Annotated in this window: 17 protein-coding genes and 1 riboswitch; of the genes, 1 reads left to right on the forward strand and 16 read right to left on the reverse strand. The window is 65.5% G+C overall.

From position 1 onward, the window contains the following. Nucleotides 1-207 precede the first annotated feature (207 nt). From hisD to U5A67_RS32465, 16 genes are all read right to left on the reverse strand, one after another. Nucleotides 208-1524, reverse strand: a complete 1317-nt coding sequence (gene hisD / locus U5A67_RS32390; RefSeq protein ID WP_205987148.1) for a histidinol dehydrogenase — start codon at nt 1522-1524, stop codon at nt 208-210. 127 nt (nt 1525-1651) lie between these two features. Further along, a complete protein-coding gene (hisG, locus tag U5A67_RS32395) occupies nt 1652-2350 on the reverse strand; it encodes an ATP phosphoribosyltransferase (RefSeq protein WP_205987147.1) in 699 nt (232 codons plus the stop codon). Further along, the gene (gene murA, locus U5A67_RS32400) at nt 2347-3609 is read right to left on the reverse strand and encodes a UDP-N-acetylglucosamine 1-carboxyvinyltransferase (protein ID WP_205987146.1); all 1263 of its coding nucleotides are present in this window, start codon (nt 3607-3609) and stop codon (nt 2347-2349) included. Before murA ends, hisG begins: the two co-directional genes overlap by 4 nt. A gap of 108 nt (nt 3610-3717) precedes the next feature. Further along, a complete protein-coding gene (locus tag U5A67_RS32405; protein ID WP_042298005.1) occupies nt 3718-3966 on the reverse strand; it encodes a BolA family protein in 249 nt (82 codons plus the stop codon). Nucleotides 3967-3993: 27 nt separating this feature from the next. Further along, the gene (locus U5A67_RS32410; protein WP_321817566.1) at nt 3994-4749 is read right to left on the reverse strand and encodes an ABC transporter permease; all 756 of its coding nucleotides are present in this window, start codon (nt 4747-4749) and stop codon (nt 3994-3996) included. Continuing rightward, nucleotides 4746-5681 (reverse strand): ABC transporter ATP-binding protein, encoded by a 936-nt coding sequence (locus tag U5A67_RS32415; protein ID WP_321817567.1) that lies wholly within the window; start codon nt 5679-5681, stop codon nt 4746-4748. Before U5A67_RS32415 ends, U5A67_RS32410 begins: the two co-directional genes overlap by 4 nt. Nucleotides 5682-5942: 261 nt before the next feature. Next, nucleotides 5943-6215, reverse strand: coding sequence for a lipid asymmetry maintenance protein MlaB (locus U5A67_RS32420; protein ID WP_321817568.1), 273 nt, complete (start codon nt 6213-6215; stop codon nt 5943-5945). Continuing rightward, nucleotides 6212-6844: a phospholipid-binding protein MlaC gene (locus U5A67_RS32425; RefSeq protein WP_205987142.1), complete on the reverse strand. Its 633-nt coding sequence runs from the start codon at nt 6842-6844 to the stop codon at nt 6212-6214. Before U5A67_RS32425 ends, U5A67_RS32420 begins: the two co-directional genes overlap by 4 nt. Nucleotides 6845-7020: 176 nt before the next feature. Next, on the reverse strand, nt 7021-8061 hold the full coding sequence (locus tag U5A67_RS32430; protein WP_321817569.1) for a VacJ family lipoprotein: 1041 nt from the start codon (nt 8059-8061) through the stop codon (nt 7021-7023). 11 nt (nt 8062-8072) lie between these two features. Next, nucleotides 8073-8678: an outer membrane lipid asymmetry maintenance protein MlaD gene (mlaD, locus tag U5A67_RS32435; RefSeq protein ID WP_321817570.1), complete on the reverse strand. Its 606-nt coding sequence runs from the start codon at nt 8676-8678 to the stop codon at nt 8073-8075. Nucleotides 8679-8774: 96 nt separating this feature from the next. After that, entirely contained in the window at nt 8775-9551 is a 777-nt protein-coding gene (gene mlaE / locus U5A67_RS32440; RefSeq protein ID WP_205987139.1) for a lipid asymmetry maintenance ABC transporter permease subunit MlaE, read from the reverse strand. Further along, the gene (locus tag U5A67_RS32445) at nt 9548-10369 is read right to left on the reverse strand and encodes an ABC transporter ATP-binding protein (protein ID WP_415767971.1); all 822 of its coding nucleotides are present in this window, start codon (nt 10367-10369) and stop codon (nt 9548-9550) included. The genes mlaE and U5A67_RS32445 overlap by 4 nt, the downstream gene beginning before the upstream one ends. A 180-nt stretch (nt 10370-10549) precedes the next feature. After that, the gene (gene thiE, locus U5A67_RS32450) at nt 10550-11662 is read right to left on the reverse strand and encodes a thiamine phosphate synthase (protein WP_321817572.1); all 1113 of its coding nucleotides are present in this window, start codon (nt 11660-11662) and stop codon (nt 10550-10552) included. Then, entirely contained in the window at nt 11662-12474 is an 813-nt protein-coding gene (locus U5A67_RS32455) for a thiazole synthase (RefSeq protein WP_205987136.1), read from the reverse strand. The genes thiE and U5A67_RS32455 overlap by 1 nt, the downstream gene beginning before the upstream one ends. Nucleotides 12475-12529: 55 nt before the next feature. Beyond that, nucleotides 12530-12727 carry a sulfur carrier protein ThiS gene (gene thiS / locus U5A67_RS32460; RefSeq protein WP_205987135.1) on the reverse strand — a complete coding sequence of 66 codons (198 nt, stop codon included), beginning with the start codon at nt 12725-12727 and terminating at the stop codon, nt 12530-12532. A gap of 94 nt (nt 12728-12821) precedes the next feature. Continuing rightward, a complete protein-coding gene (locus U5A67_RS32465) occupies nt 12822-13955 on the reverse strand; it encodes an FAD-dependent oxidoreductase (RefSeq protein ID WP_321817573.1) in 1134 nt (377 codons plus the stop codon). A gap of 289 nt (nt 13956-14244) precedes the next feature. Beyond that, nucleotides 14245-14358: riboswitch (TPP riboswitch) on the reverse strand. Between the two features lie 282 nt (nt 14359-14640). On the opposite strand from U5A67_RS32465, the gene U5A67_RS32470 reads away from it, so the two are divergent. Then, the gene (locus tag U5A67_RS32470; protein WP_321817574.1) at nt 14641-16398 is read left to right on the forward strand and encodes an ABC transporter ATP-binding protein/permease; all 1758 of its coding nucleotides are present in this window, start codon (nt 14641-14643) and stop codon (nt 16396-16398) included. Nucleotides 16399-16773: the final 375 nt, after the last annotated feature.

Consider the following 16773-nt stretch of genomic DNA (forward strand, 5'->3'; position numbering starts at 1 on the left):
TCGGGCGGCTCAAGTGCTGCGTGGGCCGTCCTGGTTATTGTTGGCCATGGAATGAACTAGCTCTGGCCTTGCTCTGGTCTCAGGCGCGTGGGTGCTGCCGTGCTTCGTCGCTACTCAAACGCTACTCAAACGCAACTGCGGTCTTCCTGGCATCGTCTGCCTGTCGTCAGGCGCGCCGCCCGGTTGTGCCGCGCGGCGCACGACACATCAGTTCTTCATGCGGTATTCCGCGCTGCGCGCGTGTGCCTGCAGACCTTCGCCATAAGCGAGTTCCGCGGCGATCTCGCCAAGCGTCTGCGCGCCTTCCGCGCTGACTTCGATCAGGCTCGAACGCTTGATGAAATCATAGACGCCCAGCGGCGACGAGAAACGTGCGGTACGCGACGTAGGCAGCACGTGATTCGGCCCCGCACAGTAGTCGCCCAGGCTTTCGCTGGTGTAGCGGCCGAGGAAGATCGCGCCCGCGTGGCGGATTTCGGCGCCCCACTTCTGCGGCTCCAGCGCCGAGATTTCCAGGTGTTCCGGCGCGATGTCGTTGGCGATCGCGCAGGCTTCGGCCATATCGCGCACCTTCACCAGCGCGCCGCGATTGGTCAGCGACGTGGCGATCACTTCGGAGCGCGGCATGGTCGGCAGCAATTCGTCGATGGCGGCTTCCACGCGCTTGATGAAGCTTTCGTCCGGGCACAGCAGGATCGATTGCGCGAGTTCGTCGTGCTCGGCCTGCGAGAACAGGTCCATCGCGACCCAGCGCGGATCGGTCGTGCCGTCGCAGATCACGAGAATTTCCGAAGGACCGGCGATCATGTCGATGCCGACCGTGCCGAACACGCGGCGCTTGGCCGATGCCACATACGCGTTGCCCGGGCCGCAGATCTTGTCGACCGGCGGAATGGTTTCCGTGCCGTAAGCGAGCGCGGCCACGGCCTGCGCGCCGCCGATCGTGAACACGCGATCGACGCCGGCGATCAGCGCGGCGGCCAGCACCAGCGGGTTCTTCACGCCGTCGGGCGTGGGCACGACCATGATGATTTCGCGCACGCCCGCGACGCGCGCGGGAATCGCGTTCATCAGCACCGACGACGGATACGCCGCCTTGCCGCCCGGCACATACAGGCCGACGCGGTCGAGCGGCGTGACCTTCTGGCCAAGCACCGTGCCGTCCGATTCCGTGTACTGCCAGCTATGCGAGCCGCACTCGATACGCTGCTTTTCGTGATAGCCGCGCACGCGCGCCGCTGCCGCTTCGAGCGCGGCGCGCTGCTTCGGCTGCAGGCTTTCGAGGGCCGCTTCGAGTTCGCTGACCGGCAATTCGAGCGCCGCGACGCTCTTCGCGTCCAGGCGGTCGAAGCGCTGCGTGTACTCGAGCACGGCGGCGTCGCCGCGCGACTTCACATCGGCCAGAATCTGCGCCACCGAGCGCTCGATCGCCTCATCTTCGCTCGCCTCGAACGCGAGCACCGCGTGCAGCGCCTTCTTGAAGCCTGCCGCGCTGGAGTCGAGTTTGCGAATCGTGATAGCCATGCTGATATCCATCCGTGTCAGTAATGCGCGGGTGACGCGCAGCGCCTTTTGAGATACGCGAGGCGCGGTTTGGCGTGCGGGACGCGAGCGCTGCACGCTCGCGCCGGAACACGCCTTAAACAGCCAGTCAGGCGGCCTGTTCGCCGCGCGACGCGCGTTCGAACGCGTCGAGGAACGGCCGCAGTGCGGCGCGCTTCAGTTTGAGCGCAGCCTGATTCACGACGAGACGCGACGAGATCTCCATGATCTCTTCGACTTCGACCAGATCGTTTGCGCGCAGCGTGCCGCCCGTGCTGACCAGGTCGACGATCGCGTCGGCGAGACCGACCAGCGGCGCGAGTTCCATCGAGCCATACAGCTTGATCAGGTCGACGTGCACGCCCTTGGCCGCGAAATGCTGACGCGCGGCTTCGGTGTACTTGGTCGCCACGCGCAGACGCGCGCCCTGGCGCACGGCGTTCGCGTAGTCGAAACCGTTCTTCACGGCCACCGACAGACGGCAGCGCGCGATGTCCAGATCGATCGGCTGATAGAGACCGCCGCCGCCGTGCTCGTTGAGCACGTCCTTGCCCGCCACGCCGAAGTCGGCCGCGCCGTATTCCACGTAGGTGGGCACGTCGGTCGCGCGCACGATGATGACGCGCAGGTTCGGGTCCGTAGTCGGCAGGATCAGCTTGCGCGAGGTTTCCGGATCTTCGGTCACATGCACGCCCGCCGCGGCGAGCAGCGGCATCGTTTCTTCGAAGATGCGGCCCTTCGAGAGCGCGAGCGTCAGCGGCGCGCCGGCAGCGGCGGCCGGCGTGGGTTGCGTCTGAACCGTGCTCATGCCTCGTTCCCCTTGATGCGCTTCACGTTGGCGCCGAGCTTCGTCAGCTTGGCTTCCATGCGGTCGTAGCCGCGGTCGAGGTGATAAATGCGGTCGATCAGCGTTTCGCCTTCGGCGCACATGGCGGCGATCACGAGGCTGGCCGATGCGCGCAGATCGGTGGCCATCACCTTCGCGCCCGAGAGCTTTTCCACGCCGGCGATCAGTGCGGTCTTGCCGTCGGTCGTGATGTGCGCGCCCAGACGGTTCAGTTCCTGCACGTGCATGAAGCGGTTTTCGAAGATGTTTTCGACCACTTGCGAGGTGCCGTCCGCGATCGTGTTGAGCGCCATGAACTGCGCCTGCATGTCGGTCGGGAACGCCGGGTATTCGGAGGTGCGCAGATTCACGGCGCGAGCGCGCTCGTGCATCGTCACGCGCATCCAGTCATCGCCTTCCTCGATCGTCACGCCCGCTTCGCGCAGCTTGTCCGTGACCGCGTCGAGCGTGCTCGGGCGCACGTTGCGCAGGATCACGTCGCCGCCCGTCGCCGCCACCGCGCACAGGAACGTGCCCGCTTCGATACGGTCGGGAATGACGGTGTGCTGGGCGCCGTGCAGCTTCTCGACGCCTTGAATGACCAGACGATCCGTGCCGATGCCTTCGATCTTCGCGCCCATCGCCACCAGCAGGTGCGCGAGGTCGCCCACTTCCGGCTCGCGCGCGGCGTTTTCGATGATGGTTTCGCCATCGGCCAGCACGGCGGCCATCAGCAGGTTTTCCGTGCCGGTGACCGTGATCATGTCGGTGACGATGCGCGCGCCCTTCAGGCGCTTCGCGCGGGCTTCGATGAAACCGTGCTCGATCGAGATCTCGGCGCCCATCGCCTGCAGGCCCTTGATGTGCTGATCGACCGGACGCGCGCCAATTGCGCAGCCGCCCGGCAGCGACACGCGGGCTTCGCCGAAGCGCGCCACCAGCGGGCCGAGCACGAGAATCGACGCGCGCATGGTCTTGACCAGCTCATACGGCGCGACGAGGTTGTTCACGTTCGAGGCGTCGAGCAGCACGCGCGCGCCATCCTGTTCGGTGCGCACGCCCATCTGGTTGAGCAGCTTGAGCGTGGTGCGCACGTCCTGGAGGTCGGGCACGTTGTCGAGCTGGACGGGTTCGGCGCTCAGCAGAGCGGCGCACAAAATCGGCAGCGCGGCATTCTTCGCGCCGGAAACGATGACTTCCCCCGCGAGCTTCTGCCCGCCGACGATGACGAGTTTGTCCATGCCTGAAGTTTCCTGATCGTTGCGGCCGGCTTGCGGCGCTGCGTCGTGTTGAACGGCGCCGCTGGCTGCGGCGCCTTTATCCTGGGTGATTCGCACTGAGATTCCAGATTATGCGTTCTGCCATTCGGCGGGCGTGAGCGTCTTCATGCTGAGCGCGTGAATTTCCTGGCGCATACGGTCGCCGAGCGCCGCATAGACGAGCTGATGGCGCTGGATCAGACGCTTGCCGTCGAACGCCGACGAGACGATCGTCGCGAAGAAGTGCTGACCATCGCCCTCGACTTCGAGATGCTCGCACGCGAGACCTGCCGAGATGTACTGCTTGACCTGTTCCGGAGTCGGCAACGTAGCTGACATGGGTAGTGCTCCTGCCTGATATTGCGCTTAGTGGCGCAGCTTGTAGCCGCTTGCGAGCAGACGCATCGCAAGCGTCGCCAGCACCACGAAAAAGACGAAAACGATCGCCAGACTTTGCAGCGGGTTGATATCGGAAAGCCCGAAGAACCCGTAGCGGAAGCCGTCGATCATGTAGAAGAACGGGTTAAGCCGCGACACCTCGCGCCAGACCGGCGGCAGCGTATGCGTCGAATAGAACACGCCCGAAAGGAACGTGAGCGGCATGATAAGAAAGTTCTGAAACGCCGCGAGCTGGTCGAATTTTTCGGCCCAGATCCCGGCGATCAGGCCGAGCGTGCCGAGAATCGCCGAGCCGAGCACCGCAAAAGCGATGATGTAAAGCGGCGCGGCGAAGCTCATCGGGATGAACCAGATCGTCACGACGAACACGCCCGCGCCAACGGCGAGGCCGCGCACGATCGAGGCGAGCACGTAAGCCCCAAACATCTCCCAGGCGGCGAGCGGCGGCAATAGAACGAATACGAGATTGCCCGTGATCTTCGACTGGATCAGCGAAGACGACGAATTGGCGAAGGCGTTCTGCAGCACGCTCATCATCACGAGGCCGGGAATCAGGAAGCTCGTGTATTCCACGCCCGGATAGACCTCGACGTGGCCGCGCAGCGCGTGGCCGAAGATCGTCAGATAGAGCAGCGCGGTAATCACCGGCGCCAGCACGGTCTGGAAGGCGACCTTCCAGAAACGCAGCACTTCTTTGTAAAACAGCGTACGGAAACCGCTCATGCGAGCCCCTCGATCACTTCCGGACCGTTCATCACCTGCACGAAGACGTCTTCGAGATCGGCCTTGCGTACTTCCATTTCTTCGAGCTTGCAGCCATTCGCGCGGCACAGGCCGAGAATGCGCTCGACTTCGTCATAGCTCGTCAGACGCAGCAGATGCTGGTTGCCGTTGCCGTTCGGCAGGTTCGACATATCGACGGCGAGCGAGCGCAGTTCGGTGGGCAGCGCGCCTTCCGAGAAGCGCAGATACAGCTGCGTGCCCGCGAAGCGTTGCAGCAGCGTGCTGGTGCGTTCGAGCGCGACCACCTCGCCGCGACGCAGCATGGCGATGCGGTCGCACAGCTCTTCCGCTTCTTCCAGATAGTGCGTCGTGAGCACGATGGTGTGCCCTTCGCGGTTCAGGCGCGCGATGAACTTCCAGAGCGTCTGGCGCAATTCGACGTCCACGCCGGCGGTGGGTTCGTCGAGCACGATCACGGGCGGCCGATGCACCAGCGCCTGCGCGACCAGCACGCGACGCTTCATGCCGCCCGAGAGCGCACGCATGTTGACGTCGGCTTTCTCGGTGAGATCGAGATTGGCCATGACTTCGTCGATCCACGCGTCGTTATTGCGCAGACCGAAGTAGCCGGACTGGATGCGCAGCGTCTCGCGCACCGTGAAGAACGGATCGAAAACGAGTTCCTGGGGCACCACGCCGAGATTGCGGCGCGCATTGCGGTAGTCTCTGACGACATCGTGACCGCGCACGGCGATCGTGCCCTCGTCGGCTCGCGCGAGGCCGGCAAGCGCGCTGATGAGCGTCGTTTTGCCCGCGCCGTTCGGGCCGAGCAGCCCGAAGAACTCGCCCTCTTCGACCGTGAAGCTGACGCCTTTGAGCGCCTGAAGCTCTTTGTAGCGCTTCTTGACGTTACGGATTTCTATGGCTGGCATGACTCAGACGCCGCCCGTCTTGAACGGTGCGGCCGGTAAGTGCATCAATGCTGCGGGGAGACCGCGGGGAAACCTTATTTGGGGACGGTTTTAAGCGCCATCATCGCTCCCGGAACCGGGGGCAACGCCCAAAAAACGTTTGATTATAGGCCAAGTCGGAAAGCCCGACCCGACCTCGGTCTGAACAGGGAGATGGGAAATGCGCCGGTTTGCGCGCGCCTGATGCCGATTAAAGCGGATCACGCGCGAGACCGGCGCGCGTCAATGTCGCTCGTGCAGGAGCGTATCGACGCCATAGGCGCGCGCGAGAGCCGCGAGCGCGGTGGGCAGATTGAGAACGCTGAGCGTGGCGCCGCGTTCACGCGCGGCGCGTTGCCACGCGATCAGTACGGCAAGCGCCGACGAATCGAATTGCTTGAGCGGCGCGCAATCGACGGCGGTCACGCCCGCCTTGATCTGCGCGAGACCCGCCGAGAGCGCGGCATTCGCGCTCTCGTGGGTCAGCGTAGCGCCGATGGCGAAGCCCTCGCTCACGAAGCGGCCTTGCCGGCGGCGAGTTGCTGGTTACGCTGCGTCAGGAACGAGATCAGGCCTTGCACACCGCCCTGCTGGATCTTTTCCTGGAACTGCTGCTGGTAAGCCTGGATCAGCCATGCGCCGAGTACGTTGATGTCATACACGCGCCAGCCTTGCGGCGTCTTGTAGAGACGGTAGTCGAGCTCGATCGGCTGGCCGTTGTTCAGCACGGTCGAACGGACCACGACATCGGTATCGTCCGGGTTGGCGCGGAACGGCTTGTATTCGATCTGCTGGTCGCGAACCTGAGCCAGCGCGCCCGAGTACGTGCGGATCAGCAGCATCTTGAACTGCTCGATGACCTGTTGCTGCTGGTCCGGCGTGGCGGCGCGCCAGTTGCGGCCCATCGCCAGTTGCGTCGTGCGGCGGAAGTCGGTGTACGGCAGGATCTTCTCGTTCACGAGTTGCGTGATCTTCGAGATGTCGCCCGACTGGATCGACTTGTCGCCCTTGATCTGGTCCATGACCTGCTGCGTGATCGTCTTGATCATCGCGTCAGGGTTGCTGGTGTCCACCGTCTGCGCGGATGCCGAGCCGGCAAACGCAAAAAACATGGCAAAAATCGGAAACAGAAAGAATTTTTTCATATCGAGTCCTGCAAGATGGGGAGATACGCCCCGTTGGACGCCAAAGATAGCACGCGAGTTCTATCGCACCGAGTCAATAAGTGCCAGGAAACTGCGACAAGCGTATCGATCTGTTACGTCAGACGTGGGACGCCGGCGCGCACGGCCGCCTGGGCCGCGCCGCGCCGGGCTTCTGATTAATGCAGGCGCAGCAGACCCGGATAGCCGATGCGCGCCGGCGGGATCATCTGATCGCCGGGAACGCTGGTCGCCGAAGCGGCGTCCGGTGCCTCGGCGCCCGATGCGGCTTCCGGCGCCACCGCCGCCGATGCGCCTGCCGGCACCGCCGCAGCCGAAGCGCCATTCGGGCTGGCCGGCGGCATGCTGGCCGCCGTAGGCGTTGCAGCACGCGCAGTGCCCGAAGCAGGCACTGCAGCCGTCGCGCCCGAAGCCGGAGCAGCCGCGCCAGCCGCAGACGCAGCGCCGTCATCCGGCTCGCCGTAGTTCGGCGGCGGCGCGCCGTCACCGTAATCGGGCAGGCTCGACTGCGACGCGTGGCCATCCGAAAGCTGATAGCGGCGGCGCTGCAGATAGGTGTTGCGCACGAACGAATACTTGTCGATGGCCGCGCCTTCGAGCAGGTCGCTCGCACCCAGCAGGTTCGCACGCGTGCTGACGACGTTCAGGCCGTAGAGGCCCCACGACAGCGCCGCCGGATCGACATAGCTGACCGGATTGATGAAGTAGTTGCCGACAAGACCCACACCGTCACGCACCGTGCTCGGCCCGAACAGCGGCAGCACGAGATACGGGCCGGCCGGCACGCCGTAGTGACCGAGCGTCAGGCCGAAGTCCTGGTTGTGCTTGGGCAGCTTAGCGAGCGTCGCCACGTCGAACAGACCGCCCACGCCGAAAACCGTGTTGATCACGATCCGCATGATGTCTTCGACACCATCGGTGATCTTCAGCTGCAGGAAGTTGTTGGCCGCGTTGTAGACATCACCGATATTGGCGAAGAAGTTCGTCACGCTGTCACGCACCGGCTGCGGCGTGACCTTCACGTAACCCTTCGCGACCGGCTTGAGCGCGTACTGGTCCACCTTGTCGTTGAAGGTGTAGACCGTGCGGTTGAAGCCTTCCCACGGATCGTCCTTCGACGGCGTCTGCACCGTCGAGCATGCCGTCAGCGCGAGCGCCGCGACGCCGATCGTGATGGCGCGCATGCGTGTGGTGATCATCTTTATTCTCCTTATTGGGCCGCCGCGCCGGAGCCTGCCTGCGCTGGCGCCGGGACGGGTGCGGCATTCTCGCCGCCCGCTGCCCCACCGGCCGCCCCGTTCGCGGCCCCGCTGCCTGCGCTGCTACCCGCGCTGCTGCCAGATTTCGCGGCGCCCGAATCGGCCGCCTTGCTGTACAGGAACTGACTGATCAGATTCTCGAGCACGATTGCCGACTGCGTCATCGCAATCGTGTCGCCGTTCTTGAGCATGTCGGTGTCGCCGCCCGGCTCCAGCCCGATGTACTGCTCGCCGAGCAGACCCGACGTCAGGATCTTCGCTGACGTGTCCTTCGGGAACGGGTACTGCTGGTCCAGATTGAGCGTCACGAGCGCCTGATAGGTGTTGGTATCGAAGCCGATCGACGCCACGCGGCCCACCGTCACGCCCGCGCTCTTGACGGGCGCGCGCGGCTTGAGACCGCCGATGTTGTCGAATTTGAGCTTCACGGTGTAGGTCTGCTGGAACGAGAGCGAGCTCATATTGCCGGCCTTCAGCGCGAGAAACAGCAGCGCAACGAAGCCCAGCACCACGAACAAGCCGACCCAGAAGTCGAGAGCAGTCTTTTTCATCGTCATCCCAATGAGAATCCGTTGCGGCGGCGCCCCAAGGCGCCTGCCGCGTGGCCCTGACGCGCCGCCTGAAGAGGACCGGCGCGCCGCGGGCCGAAGCCTTTAGCTGAACATCAGCGCGGTAAGCAGGAAGTCGAGGCCGAGCACCGCAAGCGATGCGTACACGACGGTCTTGGTGGTTGCGCGCGACACGCCTTCGGGCGTGGGCTTCGCTTCGTAACCCTGGTACAGCGCGGTGAACGTCACGGCAAAGCCGAACACGATGCTCTTGATCACGCCGTTGCCCACGTCGGTCCAGACATCGACGCCGCCCTGCATCTGCGACCAGAACGCGCCGGAATCCACGCCGATCAGCAGCACGCCCACCACATAGCCGCCCAGAATGCCGACCGCGCTGAAGATGGCCGCCAGAATGGGCATGGCGACCACGCCCGCCCACATGCGCGGCGCCACCACGATGCGCACGGGGTCGACCGCCATCATTTCCATGGCCGTCAGCTGCTCGCCCGCCTTCATCAAGCCGATTTCAGCGGTAAGCGACGTGCCCGCGCGGCCCGCGAACAGCAGCGCCGTGACCACCGGACCGAGTTCGCGCACCAGCGACAGCGCCACCAGCAGACCGAGCGCCTGCTCCGAACCATAACGGTTGAGCGTGTAATAGCCCTGCAGACCCAGCACGAAGCCGACAAACAGCCCCGACACCGCAATGATCAGCAGCGAATAATTACCGACGAAGTGGATCTGCTTCGTGACAAGACGCGGACGGCGCAGCAGCGGGAAAAATTCCAGCACGAGGCGCACGAAGAAACGCGTGGCGTGGCCCGCGCGCGTAATCGAGTCGAGCACACCGCGCCCGACCGAACTGATAGCGCCGATCATGAACGGCCTCCGCCAATGCCGAAGTCCGCATCGAGCGGCACATTCGTCGGGTAATGAAAGCGGAACGGACCGTCCGGCGCGCCGTCGATGAACTGGCGCACGATCGGATCGGTCGAGGCGCGCAGCTCAGCCGGAGTGCCTTGCGCCTGCACTTTGCCGTTCGCGACGAAATACACGTAATCGGCGATGGCGAACGACTCCGGCACGTCATGCGTAACGAGGATGGACGTCGCGCCCAGCGCGTCGTTCAGCGTGCGGATGAGGTTCGCGGTAATGCCGAGGGAAATCGGGTCGAGCCCGGCGAAAGGCTCGTCGTACATCATGAGTTGCGGATCGAGCGCGATCGCGCGCGCAAGCGCCACGCGGCGCGCCATGCCGCCCGAAATCTCCGACGGCGCGAGATCGCGCGCGCCGCGCAGACCCACGGCGTTGAGCTTCATGAGCACGAGGTCGCGGATCAGTTCTTCGGGGAGATCGGTGTGTTCGCGCAGGGCGAAGGCCACGTTGTCGAACACCGACATATCCGTGAACAGTGCGCCGAACTGGAACAGCATGCCCATTTTGCGGCGCAGCGCGTAAAGGCCTTCGCGCGTCTGCGCGCCGACGTCCTGGCCCTGAAATAGCACCTGGCCGCGCTGCGCGCGCACCAGTCCGCCGATCAGGCGCAGCACCGTAGTCTTGCCGCCGCCCGAGCCGCCCATGACCGCGACCACCTGACCGCGGCCAAAGCGCATGTTCAGTCCGGACAGGACGAGCCGGTCGCTATAGCCGAAGTCGACGTCGCGCAGCTCCAGAAGGGTCTCAGAGGATGAGGGCACGTAAGCTGACAAGTCCATTTACACGAAGGCGGGATTATAGGGCCATCGTGAAATTGATGCCGCGATGCGCCCATGACCGTTTCTTGACGCAGCAGCGCCGTAGGACGCCTGCTGCCGCTCATTCCCCGCCGCTTCGCGCCCCGATTCTGTCGAGGAGCGAAGCGCGGCGAGGCCGGGGCATTATTGCGTAAACGCTTTGCGCAGCGCAGCAACGGCGGCAGCCGGTTCGGCCGCCTCGGTGACGGCGCGCACGACCGCCGCACTGCCCGCGCCGGTGGCGAGCACTTCCGGCAGGACGGCACCGTCGATGCCGCCGATCGCGACCATCGGCACCACGCCTTCGAGCAGTTGCACGTAGCGCTTGAGGCGCTTCATGCCTTGCGGGGCCGTGGGCATTTCCTTGGTCGTGGTGGCGAACACCGCGCCGCACGCGATGTAGCTCGGGCGGAAGTGCAGCGCCGTGAGCATTTCGAAGTACCCGTGCGTGGACAGGCCGAGGCGAATGCCCGATGCCGCCAGCGCGTACAGATCGGCTTCGCGCAGATCTTCCTGGCCGAGGTGGACGCCGTAAGCGCCCGCCGCCATCGCCGCCTGCCAGTGATCGTTGATGAACAGTTGCGCATCGTGCTTGCGGCCAGCCGCGACGCAGCGCTCGATCTCGTGCGTGAGTTCCGCCGAGGCCGTCTTCTTGCTGCGCAACTGCACGGTCTTCACGCCGAAGTCGAGCACGCGCTCGACCCAGTCGGCGCTCGGCAGCACGGGGTACAGGCCGAGCTTTTGCGGGCAGGTCGCGAACGGGCGCGCAGGCGCGTCCGGCAGGCCCAGCACGCGCGGGAAACGTGCGATATCGACGGGCCAGGCGTCGTCTTTCTGTTCGTCGCCGTCACGCCAGGCGAGCGCCAGCACGAGCGCGTCGTGCGGATCGAAACCGCAGTCGAGGAAAGCCGCCAGCGCGGCAATCCAGTCTTCGGCCAGCGAGCCTTGCAGCGCGTAGCGCTCGCCGCCCAGATGCAGCGTCACGAGCGCGGCGGCAGGATCGTCGCCTTTCGCCTCGATCACGCCCGCGCCTTCGGTCATCCAGCGCGCGATGTTTTCCAGATGCGGCGCGGCATCGGTCACGACGATCAGATCGCCGCCGTTGGGCGCGTCCGGCGGCGTGAGGCACAGGCGCCACGGCGCGTGCGTCGCCGGCCAATCGCCCAGCTTCGCGCGGATGCCTTCGGCGGTCTCGGCGAGTTCATCGGCGGGCGGCCAGAACAGTTCGCGGTCTTTCAGTTTCAACGTATTGGTCATTACTTGCCTCCATCCTGGTGCCAGAACGGCATGCCGACGACCGGCGTGCTCGCCACCGCGGCTTCGCGTTCGGCCATCGGCCCGGCGAGATACGCCGTGCGGCCCGCTTCCACGCCCAGCGCGAAGGCGCGCGCCATCGCTTCCGGGTGCGTCGCCTGCGCCACGGCCGTATTGAGCAGCACGCCGTCGAAGCCCCACTCCATCACCTGCGCCGCGTGCGACGGCAGGCCCAGACCCGCATCGACGATCAGCGGCACGTCGGGCAGACGCTCGCGCAGCACGCGCAGGCCGTAGGGATTGATCACGCCCTTGCCGGTGCCGATGGGCGCGCCCCACGGCATCAGCGCTTCGCAACCGGCGTCGAGCAGGCGGCGGCCGATCACGAGGTCTTCGGTGCAATACGGCAGCACCTTGAAGCCGTCTTTCACGAGACGCGCGGCCGCTTCGATCAGGCCGACCGGATCGGGCTGCAGCGTGTAGTCGTCGCCGATCAGTTCGAGCTTGATCCAGTCGGTGTCGAAGACTTCGCGCGCCATGTGGGCCGTGGTCACGGCTTCGTTGACGGTCAGGCAGCCGGCCGTGTTCGGCAGCAGCGGCACGCCATGGCGCTTGAGCAGATCGAAGAAGCCGGCTTCGGCCGTGCCGTCGTTCATCTGGCGGCGCAGCGCGACGGTGATCATGCCGGGGCGCGCAGCTTGCATCGAATCGGACAGCGATTGCAGCGACGGATAGCGCGAGGTGCCGAGCAGCACGCGGCTCTGGAAGGTTTCGCCGTAGAGCGTGAGCGCGTCGGCGGTGTGTTGGGTGGTCATGGCGTGTATTCCTTGGCGGGTGGCGTGGGCAGATCGTCTGGCGCGAGCCGTGCGATCAGCCGCCGGCCACCGGGCTCACGACGTCGAGGCGGTCGCCCGCCGACAGCGTGCGCGCGCCATGCTGGCCGCGCGCGACGAAATCGCCATTCACGGCGACCGCGAACGGCGGCTGCGCGCCAAATGCGGCAAGCGCATCGGCGACGGTCGCGCCCTCGGGCAGCGTGAGCGGCTTCTGGTTGATCTGGATGTCCATGGCGAATCTTTCACTAGCCGTGTAACGGCGTCTGACTACGGTTGAATCGTGCGAGGCAGCAAGCAGCGCGCCCCGATGTATGTGTTCGCGGCGCTCAGGCGTGCGCGGGCGCGGCGTTGCTGTGCTGGGACTGCGCGATGTGCAGCATCGAGGCCCAGCGCGATCCGGCGCGCAGCGCTTCGAAGGCGTCGGCATCGGCGACATGGCCCGCCAGCATGGCTTCGGCCACGCGCACGGCTTCGTCGGCGACGGCGGGCGCGATCATGAAACCGTGGCGATACAGGCCGTTCACGCGCAGCGTCGCGGCGCCGTCCCAGAACAACGCGGGGCGATGGTCGGGCAACGTCGGGCGGCACTGCGAGTTGAGTTCGAGGATGCGCGCCTCGCCGAACGCCGGATGCACGGCGAACGCCGCGCTCAGCAGTTCCAGCGCCGAACGCACGCTGACCGGCGAGCGGTCCTCGCCTTCGATTTCGGTCGCGCCGATCACATAGAGATCGTTCTGCTTGGGCGCGATATAGAGCGGATAGCGCGGATGCAGCAGGCGCACCGGCCGCGTCAGGCCGATGCCCGGCGCGTGCACGCGCGCCACTTCCCCGCGAATGCCGCGCAGCGCGGGCAGCGCGGGCTTGGCGCCCAGACCGCGGCAATCGATCGTCACGCGCGCGGGCGGCAGGTTGGCGTCATCGACGCTCGTGTTCCAGTGCGTCTGCACGCCGCGTTGCGCGAGACCCGCAGCGAGTGCGGCCAGCGCCTGGCGGTTATCGAGCTGGCCTTCGCCGTCGAGCAGCCAGCCGCGCGCGAAACGCCCGGCGAGCGCCGGTTCGGCCGCGTCGAGTTGCGCGCCCTGCAGCGTCGTGAAGTGGGCATCGGCGAGTTCGCGCGGCGCGTTGGCGCGCACGCGGCGCTCGAACAGCGGCGCTTCGGTGCGATCGGCGTGATGCCAGACCACGAGCGTGCCGTTGCGCTGGAAGAAGACGGGTTCGGGCAGTTCGGCCAGGATTTGCGGCCAGGTGTCGAGCGAGGCGACGCCCAGTTCGGTGATCAGCAATTCGGCGACGGCCGCTTCCGCGAGCGGCGCCAGCATGGCGGCCGCGACCCACGCGGCGGCTTCCCCGCCTTCGGGTCCGCCGCGCTCATAGAGCGCCACGCGATGCCCTGCGCCCGCAAGACGCCAGGCGACCAGACGCCCGCTCAACCCGCCGCCAAGAACGGCGAAATCGGGCATAGCCGGTGCGGACGCGCGTGCGCCAGAAACCAGGGAGCGATCGGAATGTAAGTTAGAAGCGGCGGTCATCGTATCCTTTCCGTACGGCAAGAAGCATGCGTACCCAAGGACGAAACCGGCTGGCAAAGCCGGCCGTGCAACCGCGATGGAGCGCGATGACGTATATCGAACGCGCTGCGCCGCGAAGATTGCCCGGCGGGAATCTGGACGCCTGAATAAATCGTTTTCAACCGACGAATACCGTGGCCGCTGCATGGGCCTGCGTGGATCGGCTGAAAAATAGCGCCAGCAAGACTTTCCGGAAACTTCCCGCGCCGGTATTACCCGGATCGGGTGCGAAGGGTCTCTCTCAGCCTCACTGTGGCATGCCCGGCATACCGGTGAAGCACCCCTGTTTCGTCAACGGCCATTAGACCACAAAAGCCGCGCGCGCCGCAAACCGCCGGGGCAGGCGCACAATCACCGCTCTGGCACAATGCGCTGAGCCGGCGCGAGTGCCGGATCGCATTGCGCAGCAAGGCCTCAAGGGGCGAGATTGCTGCACGGTTAAGACTCGTTTAAGCGCTGCGGGACAGAATCCCAGCGCTGTTGAACAACACGCGCACGGCAGCATGCCACCGCATCACACCAGCGATGGCGGGCATCGTCGATTCCGGCCGCGGGCCGGTACAACATCAGGACGCACATGACCAACTCCACTCCCCGCGCCACGCCGGATCAGAACGAGCATCACAAGATCACGGCCTGGAGCCTGATCAAGCCCTACTGGGTCTCCGAGGAACGCTGGATCGCATGGAGCCTGCTCGTCGCGATCATCGTGATGAACCTGCTCGTCGTGTGGATCAACGTGCGGCTCAATAGCTGGAACGCGGACTTCTACAACGCGCTGCAGAACAAGGACGTCAAGCAGTTCCCGCATCTGCTGATGATCTTCACCGTGCTCGCGTTCGGCTTCATCATCCTCGCGGTGTACGGGCGCTATCTGCGCCAGATGCTCGGCTTCCGCTGGCGCCAGTGGCTCACCACGCGCTTTCTGAACGAGTGGCTCGGCCAGGGCGCGTTCTACCGCATCGAGCGCGACCGTCTCGCCGATAACCCCGACCAGCGGATCAGCGACGACCTGCAGTCGTTCGCCACCACCACGCTGTCGCTCACGCTCGATCTGCTTTCGACGGTCGTCACGCTGGTGTCGTTCATCACGATCCTGTGGTCGCTCGCCGGCGCACTGACTTTCTCGCTGGGCGCCACGCCCATCACGATTCCGGGCTACATGGTCTGGGCCGCCGCGCTCTACGCCGTGTTCGGTTCGCTCGTGATCCAGAAGGTCGGCCATCCGCTCGTGTCGATCAACTATCAGCAACAGAAGGTGGAAGCGGACTTCCGCTTCGGCCTGATCCGCCTGCGCGAAAACGCCGAGCAGATCGCGCTGTATGACGGCATGAACACCGAGCGCAGCAACGCGCAGGGCCTGTTCGCGCACATCCGCGAAAACTGGTGGCGCGTGATGAAGTACACCAAGCGCCTCACCTTCGTGCTGAGCTTCTACGGCCAGATCGCCATCATTTTCCCGCTCGTGGTGGCCGCGCCGCGCTACTTCGCGGGCGCCTTCACCTTCGGCGTGCTGATGCAGATCTCGCAGGCCTTCGGCACCGTGAGCGATTCGTTCTCGTGGTTCATCAATAGTTACGCGACCCTCGTCGAATGGCGCGCTACTGTGAACCGTCTGCGCGAATTCGTGCGCGTGGTGCATTCGCCGCGTCTGAAAGAAACCGTCTCGCCGGCCACGGAACACGGCGGCATCAACCTGCATTTCGTCGATGCGAGCCAGCTCAGCACTGAACATCTGAAGCTCGCGCTGCCCAACGGCAAGCCGCTTTCGGAAGTGCGCGACATCGCCATCAAGCCGGGTTCGCGCTGGCTCGTGCGCGGTCCGTCGGGCGCGGGCAAGAGCACGCTGATGCGCGCGCTCGCGGGTCTCTGGCCGTTCGGCGAAGGCTCGATCGACGCGCCGGTGGATGCGCGCATGATGTTCATCCCGCAGCAAAGCTATCTGCCGATCGGCTCGCTCAAGGCGGCGCTCACCTACCCCTCGCCCGCCGACGATTACAGCGACGAAGACTGCCGCGAAGCGCTGCGCGCCTGCCGCCTGGAAGAGTACGCAGAGCGTCTGGGCGAGTCTGCGCACTGGTCGCGCGTGCTCTCGCCGGGCGAACAGCAACGCCTCGCCGGCGCGCGCGTGCTGCTGCACAAGCCCGACTATCTGTTCCTCGACGAAGCGACCAGCGCGCTCGATCCCGATAACGAAGGGCGTCTGTACAAGCTCTTCGTCGAGCGTCTGCCGAAGGCGGCGATCGTGAGCGTCGCGCATCGCGAATCGCTTTCGGCGTATCACCACGAAACGCTCGAAATCGAGCGCTCGCCGGAAGAGCGCGTCGCCGCGTGATCGATACGTAAGTGGAGCGCCCGGCGTTCCTGCGAAAAACCCATTTGCGCTCAACCACACGCGGTTGAGCGCAAGCAGCGAGCGACACGCGTTCGCTCGCGATCCAGCTTCCCTCCCCGGCCCGCACGCGGCCACGGCGTTCGCCGACACCCCGCTTTCAACGCCCCTCGCCTCGACGGCGCATCGCACCGTAAAATAGCCGGCATTCTGACGGACGTCGCATCGCGCGCTGTCAGGCAAAGATCGGCCACCCACCGCCCCACCGGTCGTGGCCCGCACAACAAACGAGGGGGAGACGAAGCGCGATGCGCTCATTCCAATGGTTCAGTAGACTGAACAACCACGAGCGCCGCCTGCTCGACGCCGGTTCCCGCG

Origin of the sequence: Paraburkholderia sp. J69-1 (assembly GCF_905220255.1) — a bacterium.
Classification (GTDB): Bacteria; Pseudomonadota; Gammaproteobacteria; order Burkholderiales; family Burkholderiaceae; genus Paraburkholderia.

Coding starts and splice junctions, on each gene's coding strand:
- U5A67_RS32415 (WP_321817567.1), bottom strand. CDS start 5,681: ATGCCAGCCATAGAAATCCGTAACGTCAAGAAGCGCTACAAAGAGCTT.
- hisD (WP_205987148.1), bottom strand. CDS start 1,524: ATGGCTATCACGATTCGCAAACTCGACTCCAGCGCGGCAGGCTTCAAG.
- U5A67_RS32455 (WP_205987136.1), bottom strand. CDS start 12,474: ATGACCACCCAACACACCGCCGACGCGCTCACGCTCTACGGCGAAACC.
- U5A67_RS32430 (WP_321817569.1), bottom strand. CDS start 8,061: ATGATCACCACACGCATGCGCGCCATCACGATCGGCGTCGCGGCGCTC.
- mlaD (WP_321817570.1), bottom strand. CDS start 8,678: ATGACGATGAAAAAGACTGCTCTCGACTTCTGGGTCGGCTTGTTCGTG.
- U5A67_RS32470 (WP_321817574.1), top strand. CDS start 14,641: ATGACCAACTCCACTCCCCGCGCCACGCCGGATCAGAACGAGCATCAC.
- U5A67_RS32410 (WP_321817566.1), bottom strand. CDS start 4,749: ATGAGCGGTTTCCGTACGCTGTTTTACAAAGAAGTGCTGCGTTTCTGG.
- U5A67_RS32405 (WP_042298005.1), bottom strand. CDS start 3,966: ATGTCAGCTACGTTGCCGACTCCGGAACAGGTCAAGCAGTACATCTCG.
- U5A67_RS32465 (WP_321817573.1), bottom strand. CDS start 13,955: ATGCCCGATTTCGCCGTTCTTGGCGGCGGGTTGAGCGGGCGTCTGGTC.
- thiS (WP_205987135.1), bottom strand. CDS start 12,727: ATGGACATCCAGATCAACCAGAAGCCGCTCACGCTGCCCGAGGGCGCG.
- murA (WP_205987146.1), bottom strand. CDS start 3,609: ATGGACAAACTCGTCATCGTCGGCGGGCAGAAGCTCGCGGGGGAAGTC.
- thiE (WP_321817572.1), bottom strand. CDS start 11,662: ATGACCAATACGTTGAAACTGAAAGACCGCGAACTGTTCTGGCCGCCC.
- U5A67_RS32425 (WP_205987142.1), bottom strand. CDS start 6,844: ATGAAAAAATTCTTTCTGTTTCCGATTTTTGCCATGTTTTTTGCGTTT.
- mlaE (WP_205987139.1), bottom strand. CDS start 9,551: ATGATCGGCGCTATCAGTTCGGTCGGGCGCGGTGTGCTCGACTCGATT.
- hisG (WP_205987147.1), bottom strand. CDS start 2,350: ATGAGCACGGTTCAGACGCAACCCACGCCGGCCGCCGCTGCCGGCGCG.